Here is a 21,727-nt window from a genome sequence, read left to right as displayed (position 1 = left end):
AACCAGCCCAGATGCTAGGCAGGGGCTAGGCCGCAGCGTGGTCTTTACGGAAGGGGGCCTCTCGCGGGCGAAAGCCGCCCCGAAAGGCCCTTATTTCCTTGCTTCTGGTCGAAATCGCGCTATACACCGCGCCATCTCACACGGAAGCATGGCTCACAAGGCCGTCCGGTGGCAGCCGGGGCGACAACGCTCTGTCCTGCTCACACGCTTCCGGAGGAACCAACCGGAGAATTAGAACGATGGCACTACCCGATTTCACTATGCGCCAGCTCCTCGAAGCCGGCGTGCACTTTGGTCACCAGTCTCACCGCTGGAATCCGAAAATGGCGCCGTTCATTTTCGGCGCTCGCAACAACATCCACATCGTCGACCTCGCGCAGACCGTGCCGTTGCTGCACAACGCCTTGCAGGCGGTCAGCGACACCGTCGCCAAGGGCGGCCGCATCCTGTTCGTCGGCACCAAGCGCCAGGCGCAGGACGGCGTTGCCGACGCGGCCAAGCGCTGCGCTCAGTACTTCGTCAATTCGCGCTGGCTCGGCGGCACGCTGACCAACTGGAAGACGATTTCGGGCTCGATCAAGCGCCTGCGTCATCTCGACGACGTGCTCGCCGGCGGCGATGCCTCCTCCTACACCAAGAAGGAGCGCCTGACGCTTCAGCGCGAGCGCGACAAGCTCGACCGCTCGCTCGGCGGCATCAAGGACATGGGCGGTCTGCCCGACCTGATCTTCGTGATCGACACCAACAAGGAAGACATCGCGATCCAGGAAGCCCAGCGGCTCAACATCCCGGTCGCGGCGATCGTCGACACCAATTCGGATCCGAAGGGCATCACCTATGTGGTGCCGGGAAATGACGACGCCGGCCGCGCGATTGCGCTCTATTGCGATCTGATCGCGCGTGCAGCGATTGACGGCATTTCGCGCGCCCAGGGCGATTCCGGCATCGACGTCGGCGCTTCGGTTCGGCCGGTCGCAGAGGAGCTGCCGACCGCCACGAGCGGCTTCCAGGGCCTCGCCGGTCCGCGCGGCACCTCCGACGACCTCAAGAAGCTCCCGGGCGTCTCGGGCGCGATCGAGAAGAAGTTCAACGACCTCGGCATCTTCCACTTCTGGCAGCTGGCCGAGCTCGATCACGACACCGCGCACAAGATCGGCGAAGAAGTCGGCCTGCCGAGCCGCGCGGACGCCTGGGTGGCGAAGGCCAAGGCGCTGACCGCGGAAGCGGAATAGTCAAAAAGAGCGATGGGTTGGCCGGACAAGCTCCGGCCACCATTTCAGTTGACGCGAATTCCTGAGATGGACCGCGGCGAGGCGATCTGGCCGCGCCGCGGCAAACCGGCAGGCAAAAAGGATTTTGAACGATGGCAACGATCACAGCTGCGATGGTCAAGGACCTGCGCGAGTCGACCGGCGCAGGCATGATGGACTGCAAGGCCGCGCTGACCGAAAACGACGGCAACATGGAAGCGGCGCAGGATTGGCTGCGCAAGAAGGGCCTGTCGAAGGCCGCCAAGAAGTCGGGCCGCGTCGCCGCCGAGGGTCTGATCGGCGCGCTCACCAAGGGCAACAAGGGCGTCGTGGTCGAGGTTAATTCCGAGACCGATTTCGTGGCGCGCAACGGCCAGTTTCAGGGCCTCGTCAAGATGATCGCGCAGGTCGCATTCAACGTCGGCGCCGACGTCGAGAAGATCAAGGCGGCCAAGGTCGGCGACGTCACGATCGAAACTGCGATCAATGACGCGATCGCCACCATCGGCGAGAACATGACGCTGCGCCGCGCAGCTTCGCTCGAAGTCAGCCAGGGCGTGGTGTCGAGCTACGTCCACGGCGCGGTCGTCGAGGGCGCCGGCAAGATGGGCGTGATCGTGGCGCTGGAATCGCCGGGCAAGGCCGACGAGCTCGCAACGCTTGGCCGCCAGATCGCGATGCATGTCGCGGCCGCCAACCCGCTGGCGCTCGACCCGTCCGGTCTCGATCCGGCGGTCGTCAAGCGCGAGAAGGACGTGCTTGCCGACAAATATCGCCAGCAGGGCAAGCCAGAGAACGTGATCGAGAAGATCGTCGAGTCCGGCCTGAAGACCTATTACAAGGAAGTCTGCCTGCTCGAGCAGGCCTTCATCCACGACACCGGCAAGTCGGTGGCGCAGGCGGTGAAGGAAGCCGAAGGCAAGGTCGGCGGCGCGGTGAAGATCGCGGGCTTTGTGCGCTATGCTCTCGGTGAGGGAATCGAGAAGCAGGAAAGCGACTTCGCGGCCGAGGTCGCGGCGGCCAGCGGCAAGAAGTAAGCGCCGGAACGTTCCTTCCGGCGTGCCGCCGGAAGCGGCGGCCGGACAAGGAAAGTGCTCATGACTGATCCGGTCTATCGTCGCGTCGTCATCAAGCTGTCCGGCGAATATCTCGCGGGACCGCAGGGTTTTGGCATCGATCAGCCGACCATCGACCGGGTCGCCGACGATCTGATCGCAGCCCGCCATCTCGGTACCGAAGTCGCCGTCGTGATCGGCGGCGGCAATCTCTTTCGCGGCGTCGAGGTCTCCTCGCGCGGCGTGTCGCGCCCGACCGGCGACACCATGGGCATGCTCGCTACGATGATGAACTGTCTCGCGCTCGAAGCCACGATCGAGCGCAAGGGCACGCCTGCGCGCACGCTGTCGGCGTTCGTCATGCCCGAGATTTCCGAGCTGTTCACCCGCACCGCGGCGCACAAATACCTCGCCGAGGGCCGGATCGTGCTGCTGGGCGGCGGAACCGGTAATCCGTTCTTCACCACCGACACCACCGCGGTGCTGCGTGCCGCCGAGATTGGCGCCCAGGCGGTGCTGAAGGCGACCAATGTCGACGGCGTCTACTCGGCCGACCCGAAGAAGGACCCGACGGCGACGCGATTCGACCGTCTGACCCATTCGCAGGCGATCGAGGGTGGCTACAAGGTGATGGATGCGACCGCCTTCGCGCTTGCCCGCGAGACGTCGCTGCCTATCATCGTGTTCTCGATCGCGGAGCCGGGTTCGATCGGTGCTGTACTGCGTGGCGGCGGCCACGGAACCATTGTCGCCGGCTGACGGCTTGTCGTTGCGCCCTTCAAGAGGGGGTGCGGAGAGGTCGCCGGGATTTTGAAGGAGAAACGTGATGGCCACGGATAATTTCGATCTCAACGAAGTGAAGCGCCGCATGCAGGGAGCGATCCAGTCGCTCAAGCATGAACTTGGCGGCCTGCGCACCGGTCGTGCCTCCGCCTCAATGCTCGATCCGGTGCAGGTCGACGCCTATGGCAGCCACATGCCGCTGAACCAGCTCGCCACCGTCAGCGTGCCTGAGCCGCGCCTGATCTCGGTGCAGGTCTGGGACAAGTCGATGGTCAAGGCGGTGGAGAAGGCGATCGTCGATTCCAATCTCGGCCTGTCGCCGGCGACCGAAGGCCAGGTGCTGCGCCTGCGCATCCCCGAGCTCAACGAGGAGCGTCGCAAGGAGCTCGTCAAAGTCGCGCACAAATACGCGGAAGCCGCCAAGGTCGCCGCGCGCCATGTCCGCCGCGACGGTCTCGACGTCCTCAAGAAGCTCGAGAAGAATCACGAGATGTCCGAGGACGATCAGAAGCGCCACGCCGACGACGTGCAGAAGGCGACCGACGGCACGATCTCCGAGATCGACCAGTTGCTGGCCGCCAAGGAAAAAGAAATCCTCACCGTCTAAAGCGCGATGGATCGCGCTTTAGGTTATTGTTCGCGCATGGTCTTTTCGGAAAGCCGCTTCGCACTCTTCCGGATCATGCTTTAAGGCAGCCTCATGTCCAACGCCGCCGCGCCCGCAACGGAAGGACCCGATCGGTCCGATGCGCCTGCGCATGTCGCCATCATCATGGATGGCAACGGACGTTGGGCGGCCGCGCGCGGCTTGCCTCGGGCGGAAGGCCATCGCCGCGGCGTGGAGGCCCTGCGCCGCGTGGTTCGCGCGTCGCATGAGCTTGGCATCCGCTATCTCACCATCTTCTCCTTCAGCTCGGAAAACTGGTCGCGTCCGGCGAGCGAGATCGGCGATCTGTTCGGCCTGTTGCGCCGCTTCATCCGCAATGATCTGGCGAGCCTGCATCGCGACGGCGTCAAGGTACGCATCATCGGTGAGCGGGACGGGCTGGAGGGCGACATCTGCGCACTTCTCAACGAGGCGGAGGAATTGACGCGCGACAACACGCGCCTCACGCTCGTCGTCGCCTTCAATTACGGCTCGCGCCAGGAGATCGCGAAGGCGGCGCAGAAGCTCGCGCGCGAAGTCGCCGAGGGCCGGCGCAATCCTGATACGATCGATGCCGAGACATTGGGCGCGCATCTCGACGCGCCCGACATTCCCGATCCCGATCTCATCATCCGCACCAGTGGCGAGCAGCGCCTGTCCAACTTCCTGATGTGGCAGGCTGCCTATAGCGAGCTGGTCTTCGTGCCGATTCACTGGCCCGATTTCGACAAGGCGGCGCTGGAAGGTGCAATCGCCGAATTCGCCAGGCGCGAGCGCCGTTTCGGCGGTCTGGTCGCGAAAACCGCCTCGTGAGCGAACCCGATACCGCACCGGCCGGCTCTCAGCCTGCCCCGAGCAATCTCGTGATGCGAATCCTCGCAGCGCTGGTGCTGGCGCCGCTCGCCATTGCGCTGGCTTATGCCGGCGGCTGGCTGTGGGCGCTGCTCGTCACCCTGGTGTCGATCGGACTGTTCGCGGAATGGCTGATGGTGGTGGGCGCAGGCTCGACCGCGCTGACCGGGGCAGGGACGATCGTCATCGCCACGATGGGCTTGTGCGTTGCCTTCGGCGCGCTGAAGAGCGCCGTGATCACCGGCCTGATTGGCGGCGCGGTCGTGACGGTGATCGCGCGGGGCAAGTTCGTCTGGGCGGCCTCCGGATTCGCCTATGCGTCGGCGGCGCTACTCGCCTCGATCCTGCTGCGGAAAGATCTCGTGAACGGCTTCGCCGCGCTGATGTTCGTGCTGCTCGTGGTGTGGGCGACCGATATCGGCGGCTATTTCGCCGGTCGCGGCATCGGCGGACCGAAGCTGTGGCCGCGCGTCAGCCCGAAGAAGACCTGGGCAGGGGCGCTCGGCGGCTTTGCCGCAAGCCTTTTGGTCGCGGCCGGCTTTGCCGCTTGCGGGATCGGAAAGATGGCTCCATTGCTGCTCGTCGCCGCGGTCCTCTCGGTCGTGTCGGCCTGCGGCGATCTGTTCGAATCCGCGGTCAAGCGGCGCTTCGATGTCAAGGATTCCAGTCACTTAATTCCCGGCCATGGCGGGCTATTGGACCGTCTGGACGGTTTTGTCGCCGCCATCCTGGTGGCATGGATTATCGGCTTCCTCCGCCATGGTGTGCATAGCGCCGGAAGCGGTCTTATGGTTTGGTGAACATATGAGCGCGGTTCCATTGCGTAACAACAAGGCTGCGGCATCGACCGTCCGCAGCGTCACGGTTCTCGGCGCCACCGGCTCGATCGGCGACAGCACGATGGATCTGCTGCGCGCCTCTCCCGAGCGCTACCGTGTCGAAGCGCTGACGGCGAACAGCAATGTCGAGGCGCTGGCAAAACTCGCGAAAGAGTTTTCCGCGCGCTATGTCGCAATCGCCGACACCTCCAAATTTGCCGAGCTCAAGGCCGCGCTCGCGGGCACCGGCATCGAATGCGGCGCCGGCGAGAGCGCGGTGATCGAGGCCGGCGCGCGTCCGGCCGATTGGGTGATGGCCGCCGTGAGTGGCGCGGCCGGGCTGAAGCCGGCACTGGCGGCGGTCGATCGCGGCGCGCATGTCGCGCTCGCCAACAAGGAATGCCTCGTCTGCGCCGGTGATTTCTTCATGCAGCGCGCGGCGAAAGCGGGCGCCTGCATCCTGCCCGCGGATTCCGAGCACAACGCGCTATTCCAGGCGCTCGCCTCGGGCAATCGCGACGAACTCGTCCGTGTCATCATCACGGCCTCCGGCGGCCCGTTCCGGACCTGGAAGCCCGCCGACATCGAGCAGGCGACACTCGCGCAAGCCCTGAAGCATCCGAACTGGAGCATGGGCCAGAAGATCACGATCGATTCCGCCTCGATGATGAATAAGGGGCTCGAGGTGATCGAGGCCTCCTATCTGTTCGCGCTCTCGCCCGACGAGATCGACGTCCTCGTTCATCCGCAGTCGATCATCCACGGCATGGTCGAGTTCTCCGACCGCTCGGTCATGGCCCAGCTCGGCTCACCCGACATGCGCACGCCGATCGCGCATTGCCTCGGCTGGCCCGACCGCATCAAGGGTCCGGCTGCCAAGCTCGATTTGGCCAAGATCGGCCAGTTGACCTTCGAGGCGCCGGATTTCGAGCGCTTCCCCGGGCTGCGCCTGGCCTTCGATTCGCTCCGGACCGGGAAGGGGGCGACCACCGTCTACAACGCCGCCAACGAGGTCGCGGTGGCCGCCTTCATCGCCGGCAAGATCCGGTTCGGCGCGATTGCCCGGCTGGTGGAGGCGACGCTGGACGACTGGGTTCGTGGCGGGAACCAGGCCCCGCTGACGTCGGCCGACGATGCAATCGCTGTTGACCATGTTGCGCGAAATAGGGCTGCCGCCCTATTGCCTCAAATTGCCTTAAAGGCATCCTAGATGGTTCGGGGCCAGGGCCTTGCGGCGCTGGATGAGGGAATTCGATGATCGACTTTTTCGTCCATAGTTTCAATACGTTGAGCCATGGGCTCCTCGGCTACGCGGTTCCCTTCCTGTTCGTCCTGACCATCGTCGTGTTCTTCCATGAGCTCGGCCATTTCTTGGTCGCGCGCTGGGCGGGCGTTCGCGTGTTAACTTTTTCGCTCGGTTTCGGACCTGAGCTGGTCGGCTTCAACGACCGCCATGGCACCCGCTGGAAGATCTCGGCGATCCCGCTCGGCGGCTACGTCAAGTTCTTCGGCGACGAGAGCGAGGCTTCGACGCCATCGACCGAGAAGCTTGCGGCCATGACGGCCGAGGAGCGCGCCGGCAGCTTCCATCACAAGAAGGTCGGCCCGCGCGCCGCCATCGTTGCCGCCGGACCGATCGCCAATTTCATCCTGGGCGCGCTGATCTTCGCCGGCATGGCGCTGTATTACGGCAAGCCGAGCACGATTGCCCGCGTCGACGGTGTCGTCGCCGATGGCGCGGCGGCGGCAGCCGGCTTCAAGATCGGCGACGTCGTCGTCCAGATCGACGGCAAGCCGATCGAAAGCTTTGCCGACATGCAGCGCATGGTTGCGATGAATGCCGGTTCGCCGCTTGCCTTCCAGGTCAAGCGCGACGGCGCCATCGTGTCGCTGACCGCGACGCCGGCGCTGCTCGAGCGCAAGGATCCCTTCGGCAACAGCCACCGTCTCGGCGTGCTCGGCGTCGAACACAAGTCTCAGGCCGGGGAGGCCTCGACGTCGCCGGTCGGTGTCGGCGAAGCGCTCAAGATCGGGGTTGAGCAGGTCTGGTTCATCATCACCAGCACCTTCAAGTTCCTCGGCTCGTTGTTCGTCGGGAACGGCAATCCGAACGAGGTCAGCGGCGTGCTCGGCATTGCCAAGATGTCGGGGCAGGCGGCCAGCGCCGGGTTCCAGTTCGTGATCAACCTCTGCGCGGTGCTCTCGGTGTCGATCGGCCTGTTGAATCTGTTCCCGATCCCGCTGCTCGATGGCGGTCACCTGATGTTCTATGCGGCGGAGGTTGCCCGTGGTCGGCCCCTGTCGGAGCGGACTCAGGAGATGGGGTTCCGAATCGGGCTGGGCTTGGTGCTGATGTTGATGGTGTTTGCGACCTATAACGACATCCTGCGGATGGCCGCATCCTGATAGGGGCTTTTTTGTGGCGTTGCCCGGGCGTTGCTCTTGGGCAACGTCTTGGAATGAAAATGAAATTACGGCGCGCTCGACCGTTTGCGGCGTCGGTGAAATTGTCTACAAGCGGCTTGAACTTGGGGAATCTCCAGACTGGCGTTGGGGTTGGGTCTGGTACGGAATGATAAGGGCGCGTTGCGCAATGAAGTTTGGACTGCGACTCCGGGGGGGCTTGCTCGCAACCCTGATCATGTTCGGCGCGCCGGTGCTTGCCCCGGTTGGGGCTGCCTTTGTGTCTTCGTCTGCGCTTGCTCAGACCGTGCAGTCGATTTCCGTCGAGGGAAATCGCCGGGTCGAGGTGGAGACGATCCGCTCCTACTTCAAGCCGGGTCCCGGCGGTCGCCTGGATCAGGGTGCCATCGACGACGGCCTCAAGGCGCTGATCGAGACCGGCCTGTTCCAGGACGTCAGGATCAACCGCGGTGCCGGTGGCCAGATCGTCGTCTCCGTGGTGGAAAACCCGGTGATCGGCCGCATTGCCTTCGAGGGCAACAAGAAGATCAAGGACGAGCAGCTCACCGGTGAAGTCCAGTCCAAGGCGCGCGGCACCTTCTCCCGCGCCATGGTGCAGTCAGACACGCTGCGAATCGCCGAAATCTATCGCCGTTCCGGCCGCTACGACGTCCGCGTCACGCCTGAAGTGATCGAGCAGCCGAACAACCGCGTCGATCTCATCTTCACGGTCGAGGAGGGCGCCAAGACCGGCGTCAAGTCGATCGAGTTCGTCGGCAACAACGCGTACTCGTCCTACCGCCTGCGCGACGTCATCAAGACGCACGAGTCGAATCTGCTGAGCTTCCTCGCCAGCAGCGACATCTACGATCCCGATCGGGTCGAGGCCGACCGCGACCTGATCCGCCGCTTCTATCTCAAGAACGGTTTCGCCGACGTCCAGGTCGTGGCCGCGCTGACCGAATACGATCCGGAGAAGAAGGGCTTCAACGTCACCTTCAAGATCGAGGAAGGCTCGCAATACCGGGTCGGCTCGATCGACTTCCGCTCCAGCATTCCGAACTTCGATCCCACCTCGATGCGCAACTATTCGCGCGTCAATGTCGGCTCGCTCTATAACGTCGAATCGGTCGAGAAATCGGTCGAGGAGATGCAGATCGAAGCATCGCGTCGCGGTTATGCCTTCGCCGTGGTCCGTCCCGGCGGCGACCGCAATTTCGAGGCGCACACCGTGTCGGTCGTGTTCAACATCGACGAGGGTCCGCGCACCTATATCGAGCGCATCAACCTGCGCGGCAACACTCGCACGCGCGACTACGTGATCCGTCGCGAGTTCGACGTCTCCGAGGGCGATGCCTACAACCGCGCGCTGGTCGACCGTGCCGAGCGCCGCTTGAAGAACCTCGACTATTTCAAGAGCGTGAAGATCACGACGGAGCCCGGCTCGTCGAGCGATCGCGTGATCCTGCTCGTGGACATGGAAGAGAAATCGACCGGCGACTTCTCGGTCTCGGGTGGTTACTCCACCACCGACGGCGCGCTGGCCGAAGTCTCGGTCTCCGAGCGCAATTTGCTCGGCCGCGGCCTGTTCGCCAAGGCGGCGGTGACCTACGGCCAGTATGCTCGCGGCTACTCGCTGTCGTTCGTCGAACCCTATCTGCTCGACTACCGGGTCGCGCTGGGTCTCGACCTCTATCAGCGTGAGCAGAAGTCCAACAGCTACATCTCCTACGGCACCAAGACGCTCGGCTTCTCGCCGCGCCTCGGCTTCTCCCTGCGTGAAGATCTGTCGCTGCAGGTGCGCTATTCGATCTACAGGCAGGAAATCACGCTGCCGTCCTACCTGGCGAACTGTAACAACGTAGTTGGGTCGGCGGCATTCAATCCAAGCCCGGCTTTCTCGGCGGCGAGCGGTATTCCTCTGGATCCCTCGACCAACGGCCTCGGCTGCTATAGCGACGGTGAAGCCTCACTGCCGGTGCGCAAGGAGCTCGCTAACGGCAAGACCCTGACCTCGGCGCTCGGCTACACGCTGAGCTACAATACGCTCGACAACAACAAGAACCCCACCGACGGTCTGTTGGTCGACTTCCGTCAGGACTTCGCCGGCGTCGGCGGCGACGTCTCATACCTGAAGTCGGTTGTCGATGCGAAGTACTACACTCCGCTCGTCTCGGACATCGTCGGCCTGGTCCGGTTGCAGGGCGGCATGCTGAACAAGATGGGCAGCGATCTGCGCATGCTCGACCACTTCCAGATGGGCCCGAACCTCGTCCGCGGCTTTGCCCCGAACGGCATCGGACCGCGCGATTTGAACCCCTTCGGTACGCAGGACGCGCTTGGCGGCACCAAGTATTGGGGTGCTTCGCTCGAATTGCAGATGCCGTTCTGGTTCCTGCCGAAGGAAGTGGGTCTGAAGGGCGCCGTCTATGCCGACGCCGGCGGACTGTTCGACTATCAGGGCCCGACGACGTGGTCAGTGACCAACGAAATGACCACGACCAAGAACTCGAGCTGCACGCCGTCGACCGTCAATCCAGCCTCGGCTGGAACCTGCACCGGCCTGGTGTATGACAACGGCAATGCGGTCCGGTCGTCGGTCGGTGTCGGCTTGATCTGGGCCTCGCCGTTCGGTCCGCTGCGCTTCGACTACGCCGTGCCGCTGACCAAGGGCAAGAACGACCGCACGCAGGAGTTCCGGTTCGGCGGCGGCACCTCGTTCTAATTCGAACAGCACGGCACGATCCGAACTACGGAGCCGGTTTCCGAAAGGGATCGTGCCAATCCAGGAGATGAGGCATGATGCGGCTTGGCCGCTTCATGCCGAAGCCGGACCGCGACGGGGTGGAATGGCGCAGCCGACCTTCTTCATACAACCGCCCGCCTCAGCGCTGGCTGACATAGCCTCGCTGACCAAGGCGGAGCTGGTTAATCCCGCCAGGGGCGGCCAAATCATTAGGGGCCTTGCTTCGCTCGACGAAGCCGGCCCGATGCACCTGACGTTCTTCGACAATCTCAAATATGCCGATGAGCTCAAGGCCACCAAGGCCGGTGCTTGCCTGGTGAGCCCACGCTTCGAGGCCCGGGTGCCCGCGCATGTGGCCGTGCTGCGGGCGCCGCAGCCGTTCCGCGCCTTCGTCAGGATCGCGCGGGAGTGGCACGGCGACGCGCTCCGGCCGCAATCCTGGACCGGCAACGAGGGTATCGCGCCGTCGGCCATCATCGACCCCACGGCCAGGCTCGAGGACGGCGTGATCGTCGATCCCTTGGCCGTGATCGGCCCCGACGTGGAGATCGGCAGCGGCACGGTGGTCGGTGTGGGGGCCGTGATCGGCCCCGGCGTCAAGATCGGCCGAGACTGCAATGTCGGCGCACGCACGGCCATCCAGTGCGCGCTGATCGGCAACGACGTGCTGATCCATCCCGGCTGCTCGATCGGCCAGGACGGCTATGGCTTCATCTTCTTCGGCCCTGAGGGCCATCTGAAGGTGCCCCAGACCGGCCGCGTGCTGATTCAGAACAACGTGGAGGTCGGCGCCGGCACCACCATTGATCGCGGGTCCTTGCGCGACACCGTGATCGGCGAGGGGACCAAAATCGACAATCAGGTCCAGATCGGCCACAATGTGACCATTGGCCGGCACTGTTTGCTGGCCGCCCAGATCGGCCTTGCCGGCAGCCTGACCCTCGGCGACAACGTGGCGCTGGGAGCGAAGGTGGGCATCAACAATCACGTCAAGATCGGGGATGGAGCTCAGGTGACTGCCATGAGCGGCGTCAAGGACGACGTCCCTCCCAACGGACGTTGGGGTGGTTTTTTCGCCAAGCCGACCCGGCAATGGTTCAAGGAAATCTTGGCCGTCGAGCGCTTGGCGCGCGACAGCAAGGCCGATCCGAAGCAGGAGGAACGGGAGTGACGGACGAAGCACCGGTCAGGTTCGAGCTTGTGGACATCAACATGATCCTGCAAACGCTCCCGCACCGTTTTCCAATGCTGCTGATCGATCGCGTGATCAAGATCCGCACCGATTACAGCGGCATCGGCATCAAGAACGTCACCTTCAACGAGCCGCCGTTCCAGGGCCACTTTCCCGATCGCCCGGTCTATCCCGGCGTCATGATGATCGAAGCGATGGCGCAGACCGCGGGTGTGATCGGCATCAAGTCGGTCGAGGGCACCGATAAGCCGCGCGCTGTGTATTTCCTGACCATCGACAAGTGCAAGTTCCGCAAGCCGGTGCTGCCCGGCGATACCATCGAATATCACATGCGCTCGATCGGCCGCCGCAAGGCCATGTGGTGGTTTCACGGCGACGCCAAGGTCAACGGCCAGGTGGTTGCGGAGGCCGACGTCGGCGCCATGCTGACCGACTGAGCGGGATCAACTCCTCTGGATACGCTCGCGTGCAGGACACGCGTACCGGCCGCCGCTGACCTCGCGCTTGATGTTCTGGTTGAAGAACTGTCCCATGGACGGTGCGCCTAGCAGGCGCTCGATCGTGTCGACCGGCACGCCGCAATAGCGGTCATAAGCGCCGTCCACAGCCACGATGAGGGTCTGCTGCGCACGGTCGTAACAGACCCGTTGGAGCACCGTGCTGCGGCTGATGTCGCGGCATTCGAATGTCGCGAGGTCGATGGGGCGGTGTTCGGCGGTCTCGATCGTCTCGGACACGATCGGCGCGGTCACAAGCTGTGCGAGGAGAAGTGCCAGGGCCCTGACCACGATACCTGAAGCTCCGCGTGAACTTGTTGATGAGCCGGGAAGACTGCTTCACCCGGCACTTGAAACACGGAGAGATCATACGTCACTGGACAGATCGGGCATAGTCGCGCTAACCAGCGGAAAACCGAGCGACTTCAACACCTAATCAGACCTTCTTGATGAGTCAGATTGCTTGATGAGTAAGATTGATCCCACCGCACGGATCGCGGACGGCGCCGTGATCGGCGAGGGCACCGACATTGGGCCCTTCTGCATCATCGGCGAGAACGCCGTGATCGGCAGAAACTGCAAGCTGATCGGACAGGTCACCGTCATCGGCCACACCTCGATCGGAGATGGCTGCGTGATCTCGCCGTTCGCGGTGCTGGGCGGGGCGCCCCAGGATCTCAGCTACAAGGGCGAACCCACGAAGCTTGAGATCGGCTCGGGCTGCACCATCCGTGAAGGCGCGACCATGAATGTCGGCACCATCAAGGGCGGTGGCCTGACGCGCGTCGGCAACGACGGCTATTTTATGAACAACAGTCATGTCGGGCATGACTGCATGGTCGGCAACAACGTGATCTTCGCAACCTCGGCCACGCTCGGCGGCCATTGCGAGATCGGTGACGCCGTCTATATCGGCGGCCTGTCCGCAGTGCACCAGTTCACCCGCATCGGCCCCTATGTGATGGTTGGCGGTGTCTGCGGCGTACGCGACGACGTCATCCCGTATGGGCTGGTCAACGGCCAATATGCGGTGCTGGAGAGCCTCAACCTGATCGGCATGAAGCGGCGCAAGTTCACCAAGCAGCGGCTTGCGACCGTGCGCGCGTTCTACCAGAAGCTCTTCCATGGCCCCGCTACCTTTGCCGAACGCCTGGAGGCGGCGCGGCCGCTCGCCGGTGAAGATCCGGCGATCGGCGAAATCCTCGACTTCATCGGCAAGGGCAAGCGCCCGCTCTGTCTTCCCGCCATCGCGAAGTGATGATGGGATGGCCCCGGGCATGACATCGGCGGCTTCGGAGATTTCATCGCCGGTCGGCGTGGTCGCGGGCGGCGGCGCGATGCCGTTCGCGGTTGCCGACTCGCTCGCTGCCCGCGGCATTACACCAGTGCTGTTTCCCCTTCGGGGGGCCTGCGATCCGGCACGGGTGGAAAAATTCCGTCATCGCTGGATCTCGGTCGGCCAGCTCGGCCGCGCCATGCGGCTGTTTCGCGAGGAGGGCTGCCGCGACCTGATCTTCATCGGCACGCTGATACGGCCTTCGCTCTCGGAGGTCCGGGTCGACTTCACGACGCTCCGGCTGCTCGGCAATGTCATCCGCGCCTTCCGCGGCGGCGACGATCATTTGTTGTCCGGCGTCGGGCGCATTCTCGAGCAGGGCGGCTTTCGGATGGTCGGCATCAAGGATGTCGCGCCCGACCTCTTGATGCCCGAGGGCTGCATCAGCCGCGCCTGGCCGAGCGACACCGGCAAGACCGACATCGAGCGCGGCCGCGCGGTGTTGACCGCGCTCGGTCCGTTCGACATCGGCCAGGCCGCGGTCGTGATCGACGGTCATGTGGTGGCGGTTGAGGATATCGAGGGCACCGATGCGCTGCTCGCGCGCGTGGCACGGCTGCGCGAAGAGGGCCGCATCCGCGCCGCCACCGGGCGGGGCGTGCTGGTGAAAGTACCAAAGAGCGGGCAGGATTTGCGCTTCGACCTGCCGACGATCGGCCCACGCACCCTCGAGGGCGTCGTCGCCGCGGGGCTGGCCGGGATCGCCGTCGTCGCCGGCAACACCATCGCCGCCGAGCCGCAGGCGATGATCGCGCTCGCCGACGCCAAATATCTCTTCGTCATCGGCCTGCCGGCGTGATGCAGGGCCGCGATCCCAAGCGCAAGATATTCCTGATCGCCACGGAGGAATCCGGCGACCGGCTCGGCAGCGCCCTGATGAAGGTGCTGCGGCAGCGCCTCGGCGGCGGCGTGCAGTTCGTGGGCGTCGGCGGCCACACCATGGCGCGCCAGGGGCTGGAGACGCTGTTTCCGATCGAGCAGCTCTCGATCGTGGGCTTCGCCGCGGTGGTGCAGCAATTGCCGAAGATCCTGCGGCTGATCCGCGAGACCGCGGAGGCCGTGACCGAAGCCGCGCCGGACGCGCTCGTCATCATCGACAGCCCCGACTTCACCCACCGTGTCGCTCGCCGCGTGCGGGCACGCAATCCGGCGATCCCGATCGTCGACTATGTCTCGCCACAGCTCTGGGCCTGGCGGCCGGGACGGGCGCGGACCATGCTGGGCTATGTCGACCATGTGCTCGGCCTGTTGCCGTTCGAGCCGGAGGAATATCGCAAGCTCGGCGGGCCACCATGCAGCTATGTCGGCCATCCCCTGATCGAGCAATTGCCCTCGCTGCGGCCGAACGCGGAGGAGCAGGCGCGCCGCGACGGCGGGCCGCCAGTCTTGCTGGTGCTGCCCGGCAGCCGCCGCAGCGAGATCAGGCACCATCTCGACGTGTTTGGCGCGACGCTCGGCCGATTGCGGACGGACGGCCATGCGTTCGAACTGATGCTGCCGACCATGCCGCATCTCGAAGCCACCATTCGCGAAGGCATCGCGAACTGGCCGGTCAAGCCGCAAATCGTGGTCGGCGAGAACGAGAAGCGCGCCGCCTTCCGCGTCGCGCGCGCGGCCCTGGCAAAATCCGGCACCGTGACGCTGGAGCTCGCGCTATCGGGCATCCCGATGGTGACGGCCTATCGCGTCGGCGCGATTGAAGCCTTCATCCTGCGCCGTGCGATCCGCGTCTCCTCGGTGATCCTCGCCAATCTCGTGATCGGGAAGGATGTCGTCCCGGAGTTCCTGCAGGAAGACTGCACGCCGGAAAAGCTGGCGCCCGCGCTCTTGCAGCTTCTGACCGATTCACCGTTGCGCCGACAGCAGGTGGAAGCGTTCGCCCAGCTCGATACGATCATGTCGACCGGCAACAAATCGCCGAGCGTGCTCGCAGCCGACATCGTGCTGGCGACCATGCGAAAGGGCAGGCGGGCTAGCTAGGACGTGTACTCACAAACGTCGGCTTGCCAGCGCAAAGCGGAAGCCTCCTAACCTTGGGCGTGATCGGCCGCTTGCGACCCTGAACGGACGTCGCGAGCCGATTGCTGCTTGCAGATCACTGAGGCAGCGCCACTCCGGCGATTTGCATAACGCCAAGCTCGTCGAACAACTCAATTTGCTCACCGTTCAGCACTGGGATGTAGCAACGACGTCTAGCAGCCGAGATCAAGATACAGAGCTTATCCTCCGCGACCGCCCATGTCCCGGTTGCAGGTCCAAAGGACTCGTCCCAGTGCGGATAAGTCATCCGGCCGTCGGGCTCGAATCGCATGGATAACGGACCATTCTTGAGCTTCGGACCGAAGCTGATCGTCTTGCCTTTGAAATTTGCGGCCAAGGTCTCACCTGTCGGTCTTTCGCCGGTTGCTGCGGTGAGCGAGGCGTCGGGCCCCGGATTATAGCCATCGGCCTTCAGGATGAGCCAAAAGAGCCTGGCCATGTTACGAAATGAAGGTTCAACGTAAGGCGCGTCGCGGTCGACACGATGCACCACGACAAGGTCGAGTGCGGGTACGACTAAGGCGTATTGGCCGCCGGCACCTTGGGCCATAAAGCTGCCCTCGGGCAAAGTCACCGTAGGCGCAACGTCACCACCCAGAAAACCGATCCACCAGAGATAGCCATAGCCCATCCCGAACACTGCTTTCGAATAGCTGCGCGTGCTCTCTTCCACCCACTCCCGCGGCACGATCTGGCGTCCGGCCCAATTGCCTTTATGAAGATAGAGAAGTGCAAAACGCGCCAAGTCCCGTGCGCTCATGCGGATCGCATAGGCGGGGTGGATAGACGCTTCGCCGCGGACGTAGCTGCCATCCTGTTGCCGGTAGTCTTGCATGCCGATTGGCTTTGCGATCTTTTGGTCGAGCGCCTCGAAGATATCGGTGCCAGTTGCGTGCTCGTAGATCGTGCCTAGCACGTTGAAGTCCCAATTGTTGTAATACCAGAAGGTGCCGGGAGGGTGGCTACCGCGCGGCGGTCTCATCTTGGCCATGTCTGGCGTCTCATAAAGCGCCGCGTGGTAGACCCCGGAACGCGCTTCGAGGAGTTCGCGCACCGTCGCGCTCTTCTCGATCCCGGTCAAACCAGGCGGATTATCGTCGATGCCGAGTTCGCCAAGCGTGCTGTCGAGCTTGATCAGGTGATCCGACACTGCGATGCCGATCAGGGCGCTGAGCAGGCTCTTGCGGATTGAAGCGAGTTCCATTGGCTTCGTCGTATTGCCCCACTCGGCCACCACCTTTCCGTGCTGGACGATCACAACCGCGCTTGAGCCAATCTGATCCGAAAAGGATCGCGCTTGGGCCAATTCGGTCTCTGACCAGCCCGATGCTGCGGGGGCGACGCGCTCCCACTCCGCTACTGGGAAGCCATCTTCAGCTTTGGCATGCTCGAACCGAACCAAAGCGCCGAGCAGCGCGACGGCGAAAACAATCTGGCGAATATGCATAGGATGATCCCACCCGTTGCGATCTTGACCAGATTGCTACACACTAATCATTAAGGGAATTGGGCAGAACGCCCTTGAAGTGTTTTCTTTGGATCCCCGCCAACCATCCTCATACCGACGTATCTTGTTGGCCCATAGCTGACCTGTCCCGCGCAGCCGGCCCATGACCGCTTGTGACTCTGAGCAGACCTTTGTTGGGTGCTGTCTGGTTAGATAAAGCAGCGATAAATTAGGACACTTGGCCCGATACAGATGCCACGTGCTCAATCAGAGGAGGAGCGTCATGTGGTTGCTTGTGGCTTTCATGGTCGTGGTCGTTAGCGGGCTAAACTTAATCATCGAAAAATCGTCCATGACGAAAATGATGAAAGCAGCCACTCGCTTGGCGGTCCCCGCCGCGGCGCTGGCAACCACCTTCTATTTGATCGCCTAGCCGACGAGCCGCCTGAACCTATGTCATGTCGGTCAGCATGGGAAAAACCGTGCGGAGTCCTCCATTAGCTCAGTGTCGCGAGGTCTGCTTCCTGAAGTTCACCGGAACAGGGCATGCAAGCTTTCCCAGGCAGCCTTTGACCCATAGCTGACTCTTCGCGATCATCACCTCCAAGCCAACCGCTTGGAAATACCCGCGTCAATCGATTGATACATTTTGAATGTAAGTGCTTCGCCTTTACTAGACCGGAAGTCGCGTATAGGTTGAGCACATCCAATATTTAGCGGGATTTGGATGTGCGTGCCCTGTGGTCTCTGGCTTTGATGGCACTGATTGTCGCAGAAATTCTCCTTTTCGCAGCCCAGCCCGATTGCGGCGAAAGGCATGTGCCCGTTCCTGGATTGTCCGGATGGCAGTGTAGGCTGAAAGGCGATGGTCCGAGACCCTAGCCGTCGTTCAGCGCACCGCTCTCGCCTTCATCAACACGAAGAGGTGGGAGCCGACGGCGATTACCGAAAAAATAACTATGCCTAGTTCAACACCGTGCACACTCTGCGGCGCATATGTCGACGCCAGCCAGATAAGGAGCCGTACTGCCACCATGAAAGCGAGCATGCCCCACATCGCCAACCATTTTGGAGCGTACCAGGTTGGCTCGCCGCTAGGGCCCCATTGCATTGCAACGTGCTCGCGTTCGATCCGAGGGCCTAGATAAAAGTTGAATGCGACGACGAGTGCAACGGCAATGCCAAAGACGTAATCTGCGGGTAGCATGCTTTGCACCTTTCAGAATGCAGCCAGCTTATCGTGAAGTGGCCGCTCAATCTATGCTTGTCTGAATGGCGTCGCTCGCGTCCAATTCGTTATGGTTGCTATCTGGTTGACTGGCCACACGATGACCGCTTCTAGAAGATTGAAGACGTACTTGTGTCCAGTTCGATCTATGACAAGACCGATTTTGACCCAGAGCGGAACTGGACGACCTTTCAGCGGATTACACCCGTGCCATAGGTCAGCGCTGCTCGTCGTTACGTCTTGATATACTCTCGATTTCCCGCCTCGTGGTTCAAGGGGGACTCCCCAATGAGAGCCGATCGAACAGTTGAGAGAACTTATCTCCACCAATGGCGCCTGCTCATCGTGGAATACGAAGCCGTTAAATCGGGAAAGTCCACAGCATTCACCAATGTGCGAGACTTCTACACGCACCACGGCACTTGCTCGCAAACCTTTCGTAAGTACTACAACCGCTATTCGGCGAGCGGGCTTGCGAGTGATCTGCTCCCGAGACGGCGCGGCCCGAAACACCGAGTCAAGTCAGAGGCCGAGGTCGCCGAAGCGAGAGGCGCAGTGTTCAAAATGCTGCATTCTCCGCCGTCTGACGCCGGCTTCAATCGGGTGACATGGAAGCGTGCCGAACTGCAGCAAGCTCTAAAGGCAACAGGTGTCCTACTGAGTAAGCGGAACATTCAATCCATTATCAAGGCGGCAGGTTATCGATGGTTGAAAGCGAGGCAGGTCTTAACAAGCAAAGACCCTGAGTATCGAAGTAAGCTCGACAACGTGAAATCCATTCTGCGAGGCTTAAGGAGCGACGAGGGGTTCTTCTCGATTGACGAGTTCGGGCCGGTCGCAGTCTTAAAGCGCGGCGGGCGCAGACTTGTAGCTCCCGGCGTTAACGCGACAGTACCTCAGTGGCAAAGGTCCAAAGGAACGTTGATTATCACCGCAGCCCTAGAGCTTTCCACAAATCAAGTGACACACTTTTACTCAGAGAAGAAGAACACGGCAGAAATCATCAAGCTGCTGGACCAATTGCTCGCCCGCAATCGCCATCTGACGCGACTCTATCTATCTTGGGACGCGGCTTCGTGGCACATGTCCAACCAGCTCGTGCGCCGGATTGAGTCAAACAATGTAATGGCAGAGGTAACGGGTTCTCCCCGAGTAGAGACCGCGCCATTACCTGCAGGCGCGCAATTCTTAAACGTCATCGAAGCAGTGTTCAGCGGAATGGCACGGGCTATTCTTCACAACAGCGACTATTCGTCTGTTGGCGAGGCCAAACGAGCAATCGATCGGTACTTCGCGGAGCGTAACGAGTACTTTCGCGAGCATCGAAAACGGGCGGGAAATAAGATTTGGGGTGGCGAGCGGGAAACGACAGCATTTTCGGAGAGCAGTAATCACAAGGACCCGCGATATAGGTAGAGCTAAAACCCTAGCCGCTGATGCAACGTAAAAGAGGTCTGCTTATGGCCCAACTCGGACCCAAGGTGGGGTGCGCTCACGCGGCTGCTCTCGGAGACGGAGCGGACCTCTACGACAGCAGCTCGGATCACGCTCTAGCCGAGACCAGCATCAACCTGAAAACATTGGCGCGTGATGCGCTGGCTCTCATCGGAAGCGAGGAACAGCGCCATGCTGGCGATGTCCTCTGGCGTCACGGCGTCGGGAATGGCCTGACGCGTGCGCAACTCGGCGATCGCCTGGTCGTCCGGATACCACAGCCGGCGCTGACGCTCCGTGATCACCATCCCCGGCGCGATCGCGTTGACGCGGATGCGGTCGGGCCCGAGCGACCGGGCCAGGGAGTTGGTGAAGCCGACGATCGCGGCCTTCGCCGCGGCGTAGACCGGCAGCCCCGGCGCGCCGCGCATCCAGGCAATCGACGACATGTTGATGATCGAACCGCCGCCGCGCGCCTGCATCTGCGGCACCACCGCTTGCGCGGCAAAGAAGACGTGCTTGAGGTTGACGCCGATCATCCAGTCGAACTCGGCCGGAGTTACCTCGGCCAGCACCTGGCGTTGATCATTGGCGGCATTGTTGACGAGAACCGCGGCATCGCCAAGCGATCCCCGAACCTGCGCCATGGCGCCGCGCAAGGCGTCGATGTCGAGAAGATCGCACGGCACGAACAGGGGTACAGTTGCAGCCTGGGCCTTCACTTCGGCGACCAGCGCGCTGCCGGCTGCTTCATCGAGATCCAGGAACGCGACGCGCGCCCCTTGGGCCGCGAACGCCCGCACGAAGGCGGCACCGATGCCGCTGGCGCCACCGGTGATCAACACCACGCGATCCCTAAGACCGGCATAGCTCGTTCTTGTCATGCGATCAGTCGCTCCGTCTCGGGGTCGAACAGGCAGATGCGGCGCGTGTCGAGCGCGAACGGGGCGGCGGCGCCCGGTGTGGGGCGGATATCCGGCGTGATGCGCGCCAGCGCAGGCTCGCCGCCAAGCCGCAGCAGCACGATTGTTTCTGCTCCCGTCGGCTCGACCATCTCCACCGGCGCGTTGATGACGACGGGCGGATCGGCCGAAAATAGGCGGCTGCCCTCGGCGATGCATTCCGGCCTGATCCCGACCACCACGTCACGGCCGACGAAGGGGGCGGCGGCGTCGTATTGACCAAGGCGGAGGCGGACCTCGTCCGGCCGTCCCGCGCCGATCACGACCACCGGGCCGCCGGCATCGGCCTCGAGCCGTGCCGGCATCGTGTTCATCGGCGGCGAACCCATGAAACGGGCCACGAACAGATTGGCGGGATAGCGATACACGGTGTCAGGGTCGGCAAACTGCTGCACCACGCCCCGATGCATCACGGCGATACGCGTCGCCATCGTCATCGCCTCGATCTGGTCGTGGGTGACATAGACGATGGTGGCGCCGATGCGCTGGTGCAGCCGCTTGATCTCCATCCGCATCTCGACGCGCAGCTTGGCATCGAGATTGGAGAGCGGCTCGTCGAACAGGAAGAGCAGGGGATCGCGCACCAGCGCCCGGCCCATCGCCACACGCTGGCGCTGGCCGCCGGAGAGCTGCGACGGCTTGCGGCCGAGCAGCGGCTCGATCTGGAGCAGCCTGGCCACATTCGCCAGCGCCTTTTCCTGCTCCGTCTTCGGTACGTGGCGGCATTCCATGCCGAAGGTGATGTTCTGTCGCACCGTCATCGACGGATAGAGCGCGTAGGACTGGAACACCATGGCGATGTCGCGGTCCTTTGGCGGAATGTCGTTGACGATACGTCCGCCGATTTCCACGGTGCCTGCGCTCGGGAGGTCGAGCCCGGCGATGATGTTGAGCAGCGTGGACTTGCCGCAGCCCGATGGGCCGACGAGCACGGTGAATTCACCGCTCTCGATGTCGAGATCGATGCCCTTCAGCACCTCCAGATTGGCGTAGCGCTTGGACAGGGAGCGAATGCTTAGGGCTGCCATGACGATCCGA

At 62.9% G+C, this 21,727-nt stretch carries 21 protein-coding genes; 16 read left to right on the top strand and 5 right to left on the bottom strand.

All coding sequences use genetic code 11. The features are described 5' to 3' along the window. Nucleotides 1–239 precede the first annotated feature (239 nt). The 11 genes from BRA1417_RS0125260 to fabZ all read left to right on the top strand — a co-directional run bounded on the left by BRA1417_RS0125260 (nucleotide 240) and on the right by fabZ (nucleotide 12,182). Entirely contained in the window at nucleotides 240–1,232 is a 993-nt protein-coding gene (locus BRA1417_RS0125260; RefSeq protein ID WP_027518198.1) for a 30S ribosomal protein S2, read from the top strand. A 131-nt stretch (nucleotides 1,233–1,363) separates the two neighbouring features. Next, a complete protein-coding gene (gene tsf / locus BRA1417_RS0125255) occupies nucleotides 1,364–2,287 on the top strand; it encodes a translation elongation factor Ts (protein WP_027518197.1) in 924 nt (307 codons plus the stop codon). A gap of 60 nt (nucleotides 2,288–2,347) precedes the next feature. After that, nucleotides 2,348–3,064 carry a UMP kinase gene (gene pyrH / locus BRA1417_RS0125250; RefSeq protein ID WP_018455040.1) on the top strand — a complete coding sequence of 239 codons (717 nt, stop codon included), beginning with the start codon at nucleotides 2,348–2,350 and terminating at the stop codon, nucleotides 3,062–3,064. Between the two features lie 67 nt (nucleotides 3,065–3,131). Continuing rightward, nucleotides 3,132–3,695 carry a ribosome recycling factor gene (gene frr / locus BRA1417_RS0125245; protein WP_027518196.1) on the top strand — a complete coding sequence of 188 codons (564 nt, stop codon included), beginning with the start codon at nucleotides 3,132–3,134 and terminating at the stop codon, nucleotides 3,693–3,695. Nucleotides 3,696–3,788: 93 nt separating this feature from the next. Continuing rightward, nucleotides 3,789–4,547: an isoprenyl transferase gene (locus BRA1417_RS0125240; protein ID WP_027518195.1), complete on the top strand. Its 759-nt coding sequence runs from the start codon at nucleotides 3,789–3,791 to the stop codon at nucleotides 4,545–4,547. After that, nucleotides 4,544–5,386 (top strand): phosphatidate cytidylyltransferase, encoded by an 843-nt coding sequence (locus tag BRA1417_RS0125235; protein WP_027518194.1) that lies wholly within the window; start codon nucleotides 4,544–4,546, stop codon nucleotides 5,384–5,386. The genes BRA1417_RS0125240 and BRA1417_RS0125235 overlap by 4 nt, the downstream gene beginning before the upstream one ends. A gap of 4 nt (nucleotides 5,387–5,390) precedes the next feature. After that, entirely contained in the window at nucleotides 5,391–6,614 is a 1,224-nt protein-coding gene (gene dxr / locus BRA1417_RS0125230; RefSeq protein ID WP_027518193.1) for a 1-deoxy-D-xylulose-5-phosphate reductoisomerase, read from the top strand. 44 nt (nucleotides 6,615–6,658) lie between these two features. Next, complete coding sequence (gene rseP / locus BRA1417_RS0125225; RefSeq protein WP_027518192.1) at nucleotides 6,659–7,810, top strand: RIP metalloprotease RseP; 1,152 nt, start codon at nucleotides 6,659–6,661, stop codon at nucleotides 7,808–7,810. 187 nt (nucleotides 7,811–7,997) lie between these two features. Then, on the top strand, nucleotides 7,998–10,532 hold the full coding sequence (gene bamA, locus BRA1417_RS0125220) for an outer membrane protein assembly factor BamA (RefSeq protein WP_027518191.1): 2,535 nt from the start codon (nucleotides 7,998–8,000) through the stop codon (nucleotides 10,530–10,532). Between the two features lie 124 nt (nucleotides 10,533–10,656). Further along, nucleotides 10,657–11,724 carry a UDP-3-O-(3-hydroxymyristoyl)glucosamine N-acyltransferase gene (lpxD, locus tag BRA1417_RS0125215; protein ID WP_027518190.1) on the top strand — a complete coding sequence of 356 codons (1,068 nt, stop codon included), beginning with the start codon at nucleotides 10,657–10,659 and terminating at the stop codon, nucleotides 11,722–11,724. Nucleotides 11,725–11,765: 41 nt separating this feature from the next. After that, nucleotides 11,766–12,182 (top strand): 3-hydroxyacyl-ACP dehydratase FabZ, encoded by a 417-nt coding sequence (fabZ, locus tag BRA1417_RS0125210; RefSeq protein WP_051448500.1) that lies wholly within the window; start codon nucleotides 11,766–11,768, stop codon nucleotides 12,180–12,182. Between the two features lie 6 nt (nucleotides 12,183–12,188). Here the strand turns inward: fabZ and BRA1417_RS0125205 are convergent, their stop codons facing one another. After that, nucleotides 12,189–12,533, bottom strand: a complete 345-nt coding sequence (locus BRA1417_RS0125205; protein WP_027518188.1) for a KTSC domain-containing protein — start codon at nucleotides 12,531–12,533, stop codon at nucleotides 12,189–12,191. A gap of 175 nt (nucleotides 12,534–12,708) precedes the next feature. Between BRA1417_RS0125205 and lpxA the strand changes: the two genes are divergently transcribed. Genes lpxA through lpxB form a run of 3 tightly spaced genes read left to right on the top strand, consistent with a single transcriptional unit; the run spans nucleotide 12,709 to nucleotide 15,558 of the window. Further along, a complete protein-coding gene (gene lpxA, locus BRA1417_RS0125200; RefSeq protein WP_027518187.1) occupies nucleotides 12,709–13,500 on the top strand; it encodes an acyl-ACP--UDP-N-acetylglucosamine O-acyltransferase in 792 nt (263 codons plus the stop codon). 19 nt (nucleotides 13,501–13,519) lie between these two features. After that, on the top strand, nucleotides 13,520–14,377 hold the full coding sequence (locus BRA1417_RS0125195) for an LpxI family protein (RefSeq protein WP_035969528.1): 858 nt from the start codon (nucleotides 13,520–13,522) through the stop codon (nucleotides 14,375–14,377). Then, on the top strand, nucleotides 14,374–15,558 hold the full coding sequence (gene lpxB, locus BRA1417_RS0125190) for a lipid-A-disaccharide synthase (RefSeq protein WP_027518185.1): 1,185 nt from the start codon (nucleotides 14,374–14,376) through the stop codon (nucleotides 15,556–15,558). Before BRA1417_RS0125195 ends, lpxB begins: the two co-directional genes overlap by 4 nt. Nucleotides 15,559–15,673: 115 nt before the next feature. Here the strand turns inward: lpxB and BRA1417_RS0125185 are convergent, their stop codons facing one another. Beyond that, entirely contained in the window at nucleotides 15,674–17,065 is a 1,392-nt protein-coding gene (locus BRA1417_RS0125185; RefSeq protein ID WP_027518184.1) for a serine hydrolase, read from the bottom strand. A 283-nt stretch (nucleotides 17,066–17,348) separates the two neighbouring features. On the opposite strand from BRA1417_RS0125185, the gene BRA1417_RS44275 reads away from it, so the two are divergent. Next, nucleotides 17,349–17,498, top strand: a complete 150-nt coding sequence (locus BRA1417_RS44275) for a hypothetical protein (RefSeq protein ID WP_156948915.1) — start codon at nucleotides 17,349–17,351, stop codon at nucleotides 17,496–17,498. A 456-nt stretch (nucleotides 17,499–17,954) separates the two neighbouring features. Here BRA1417_RS44275 and BRA1417_RS0125175 read toward each other — a convergent pair whose 3' ends face one another. Beyond that, complete coding sequence (locus tag BRA1417_RS0125175; RefSeq protein ID WP_027518183.1) at nucleotides 17,955–18,272, bottom strand: hypothetical protein; 318 nt, start codon at nucleotides 18,270–18,272, stop codon at nucleotides 17,955–17,957. Nucleotides 18,273–18,581: 309 nt separating this feature from the next. Between BRA1417_RS0125175 and BRA1417_RS0125170 the strand changes: the two genes are divergently transcribed. Next, entirely contained in the window at nucleotides 18,582–19,709 is a 1,128-nt protein-coding gene (locus BRA1417_RS0125170) for an IS630 family transposase (RefSeq protein ID WP_245286267.1), read from the top strand. Between the two features lie 134 nt (nucleotides 19,710–19,843). On the opposite strand, the gene BRA1417_RS0125165 is transcribed toward BRA1417_RS0125170, so the two are convergent. Together BRA1417_RS0125165 and BRA1417_RS0125160 are read right to left on the bottom strand one after the other, a co-directional pair. Further along, entirely contained in the window at nucleotides 19,844–20,611 is a 768-nt protein-coding gene (locus tag BRA1417_RS0125165; protein ID WP_027518181.1) for an SDR family NAD(P)-dependent oxidoreductase, read from the bottom strand. Continuing rightward, complete coding sequence (locus BRA1417_RS0125160; protein ID WP_027518180.1) at nucleotides 20,608–21,717, bottom strand: ABC transporter ATP-binding protein; 1,110 nt, start codon at nucleotides 21,715–21,717, stop codon at nucleotides 20,608–20,610. Before BRA1417_RS0125160 ends, BRA1417_RS0125165 begins: the two co-directional genes overlap by 4 nt. Nucleotides 21,718–21,727: the final 10 nt, after the last annotated feature.

Source organism: Bradyrhizobium sp. WSM1417 (genome assembly GCF_000515415.1).
Lineage (GTDB): Bacteria > Pseudomonadota > Alphaproteobacteria > Rhizobiales > Xanthobacteraceae > Bradyrhizobium.
This window is presented reverse-complemented; position numbering and strand designations above follow the sequence as displayed.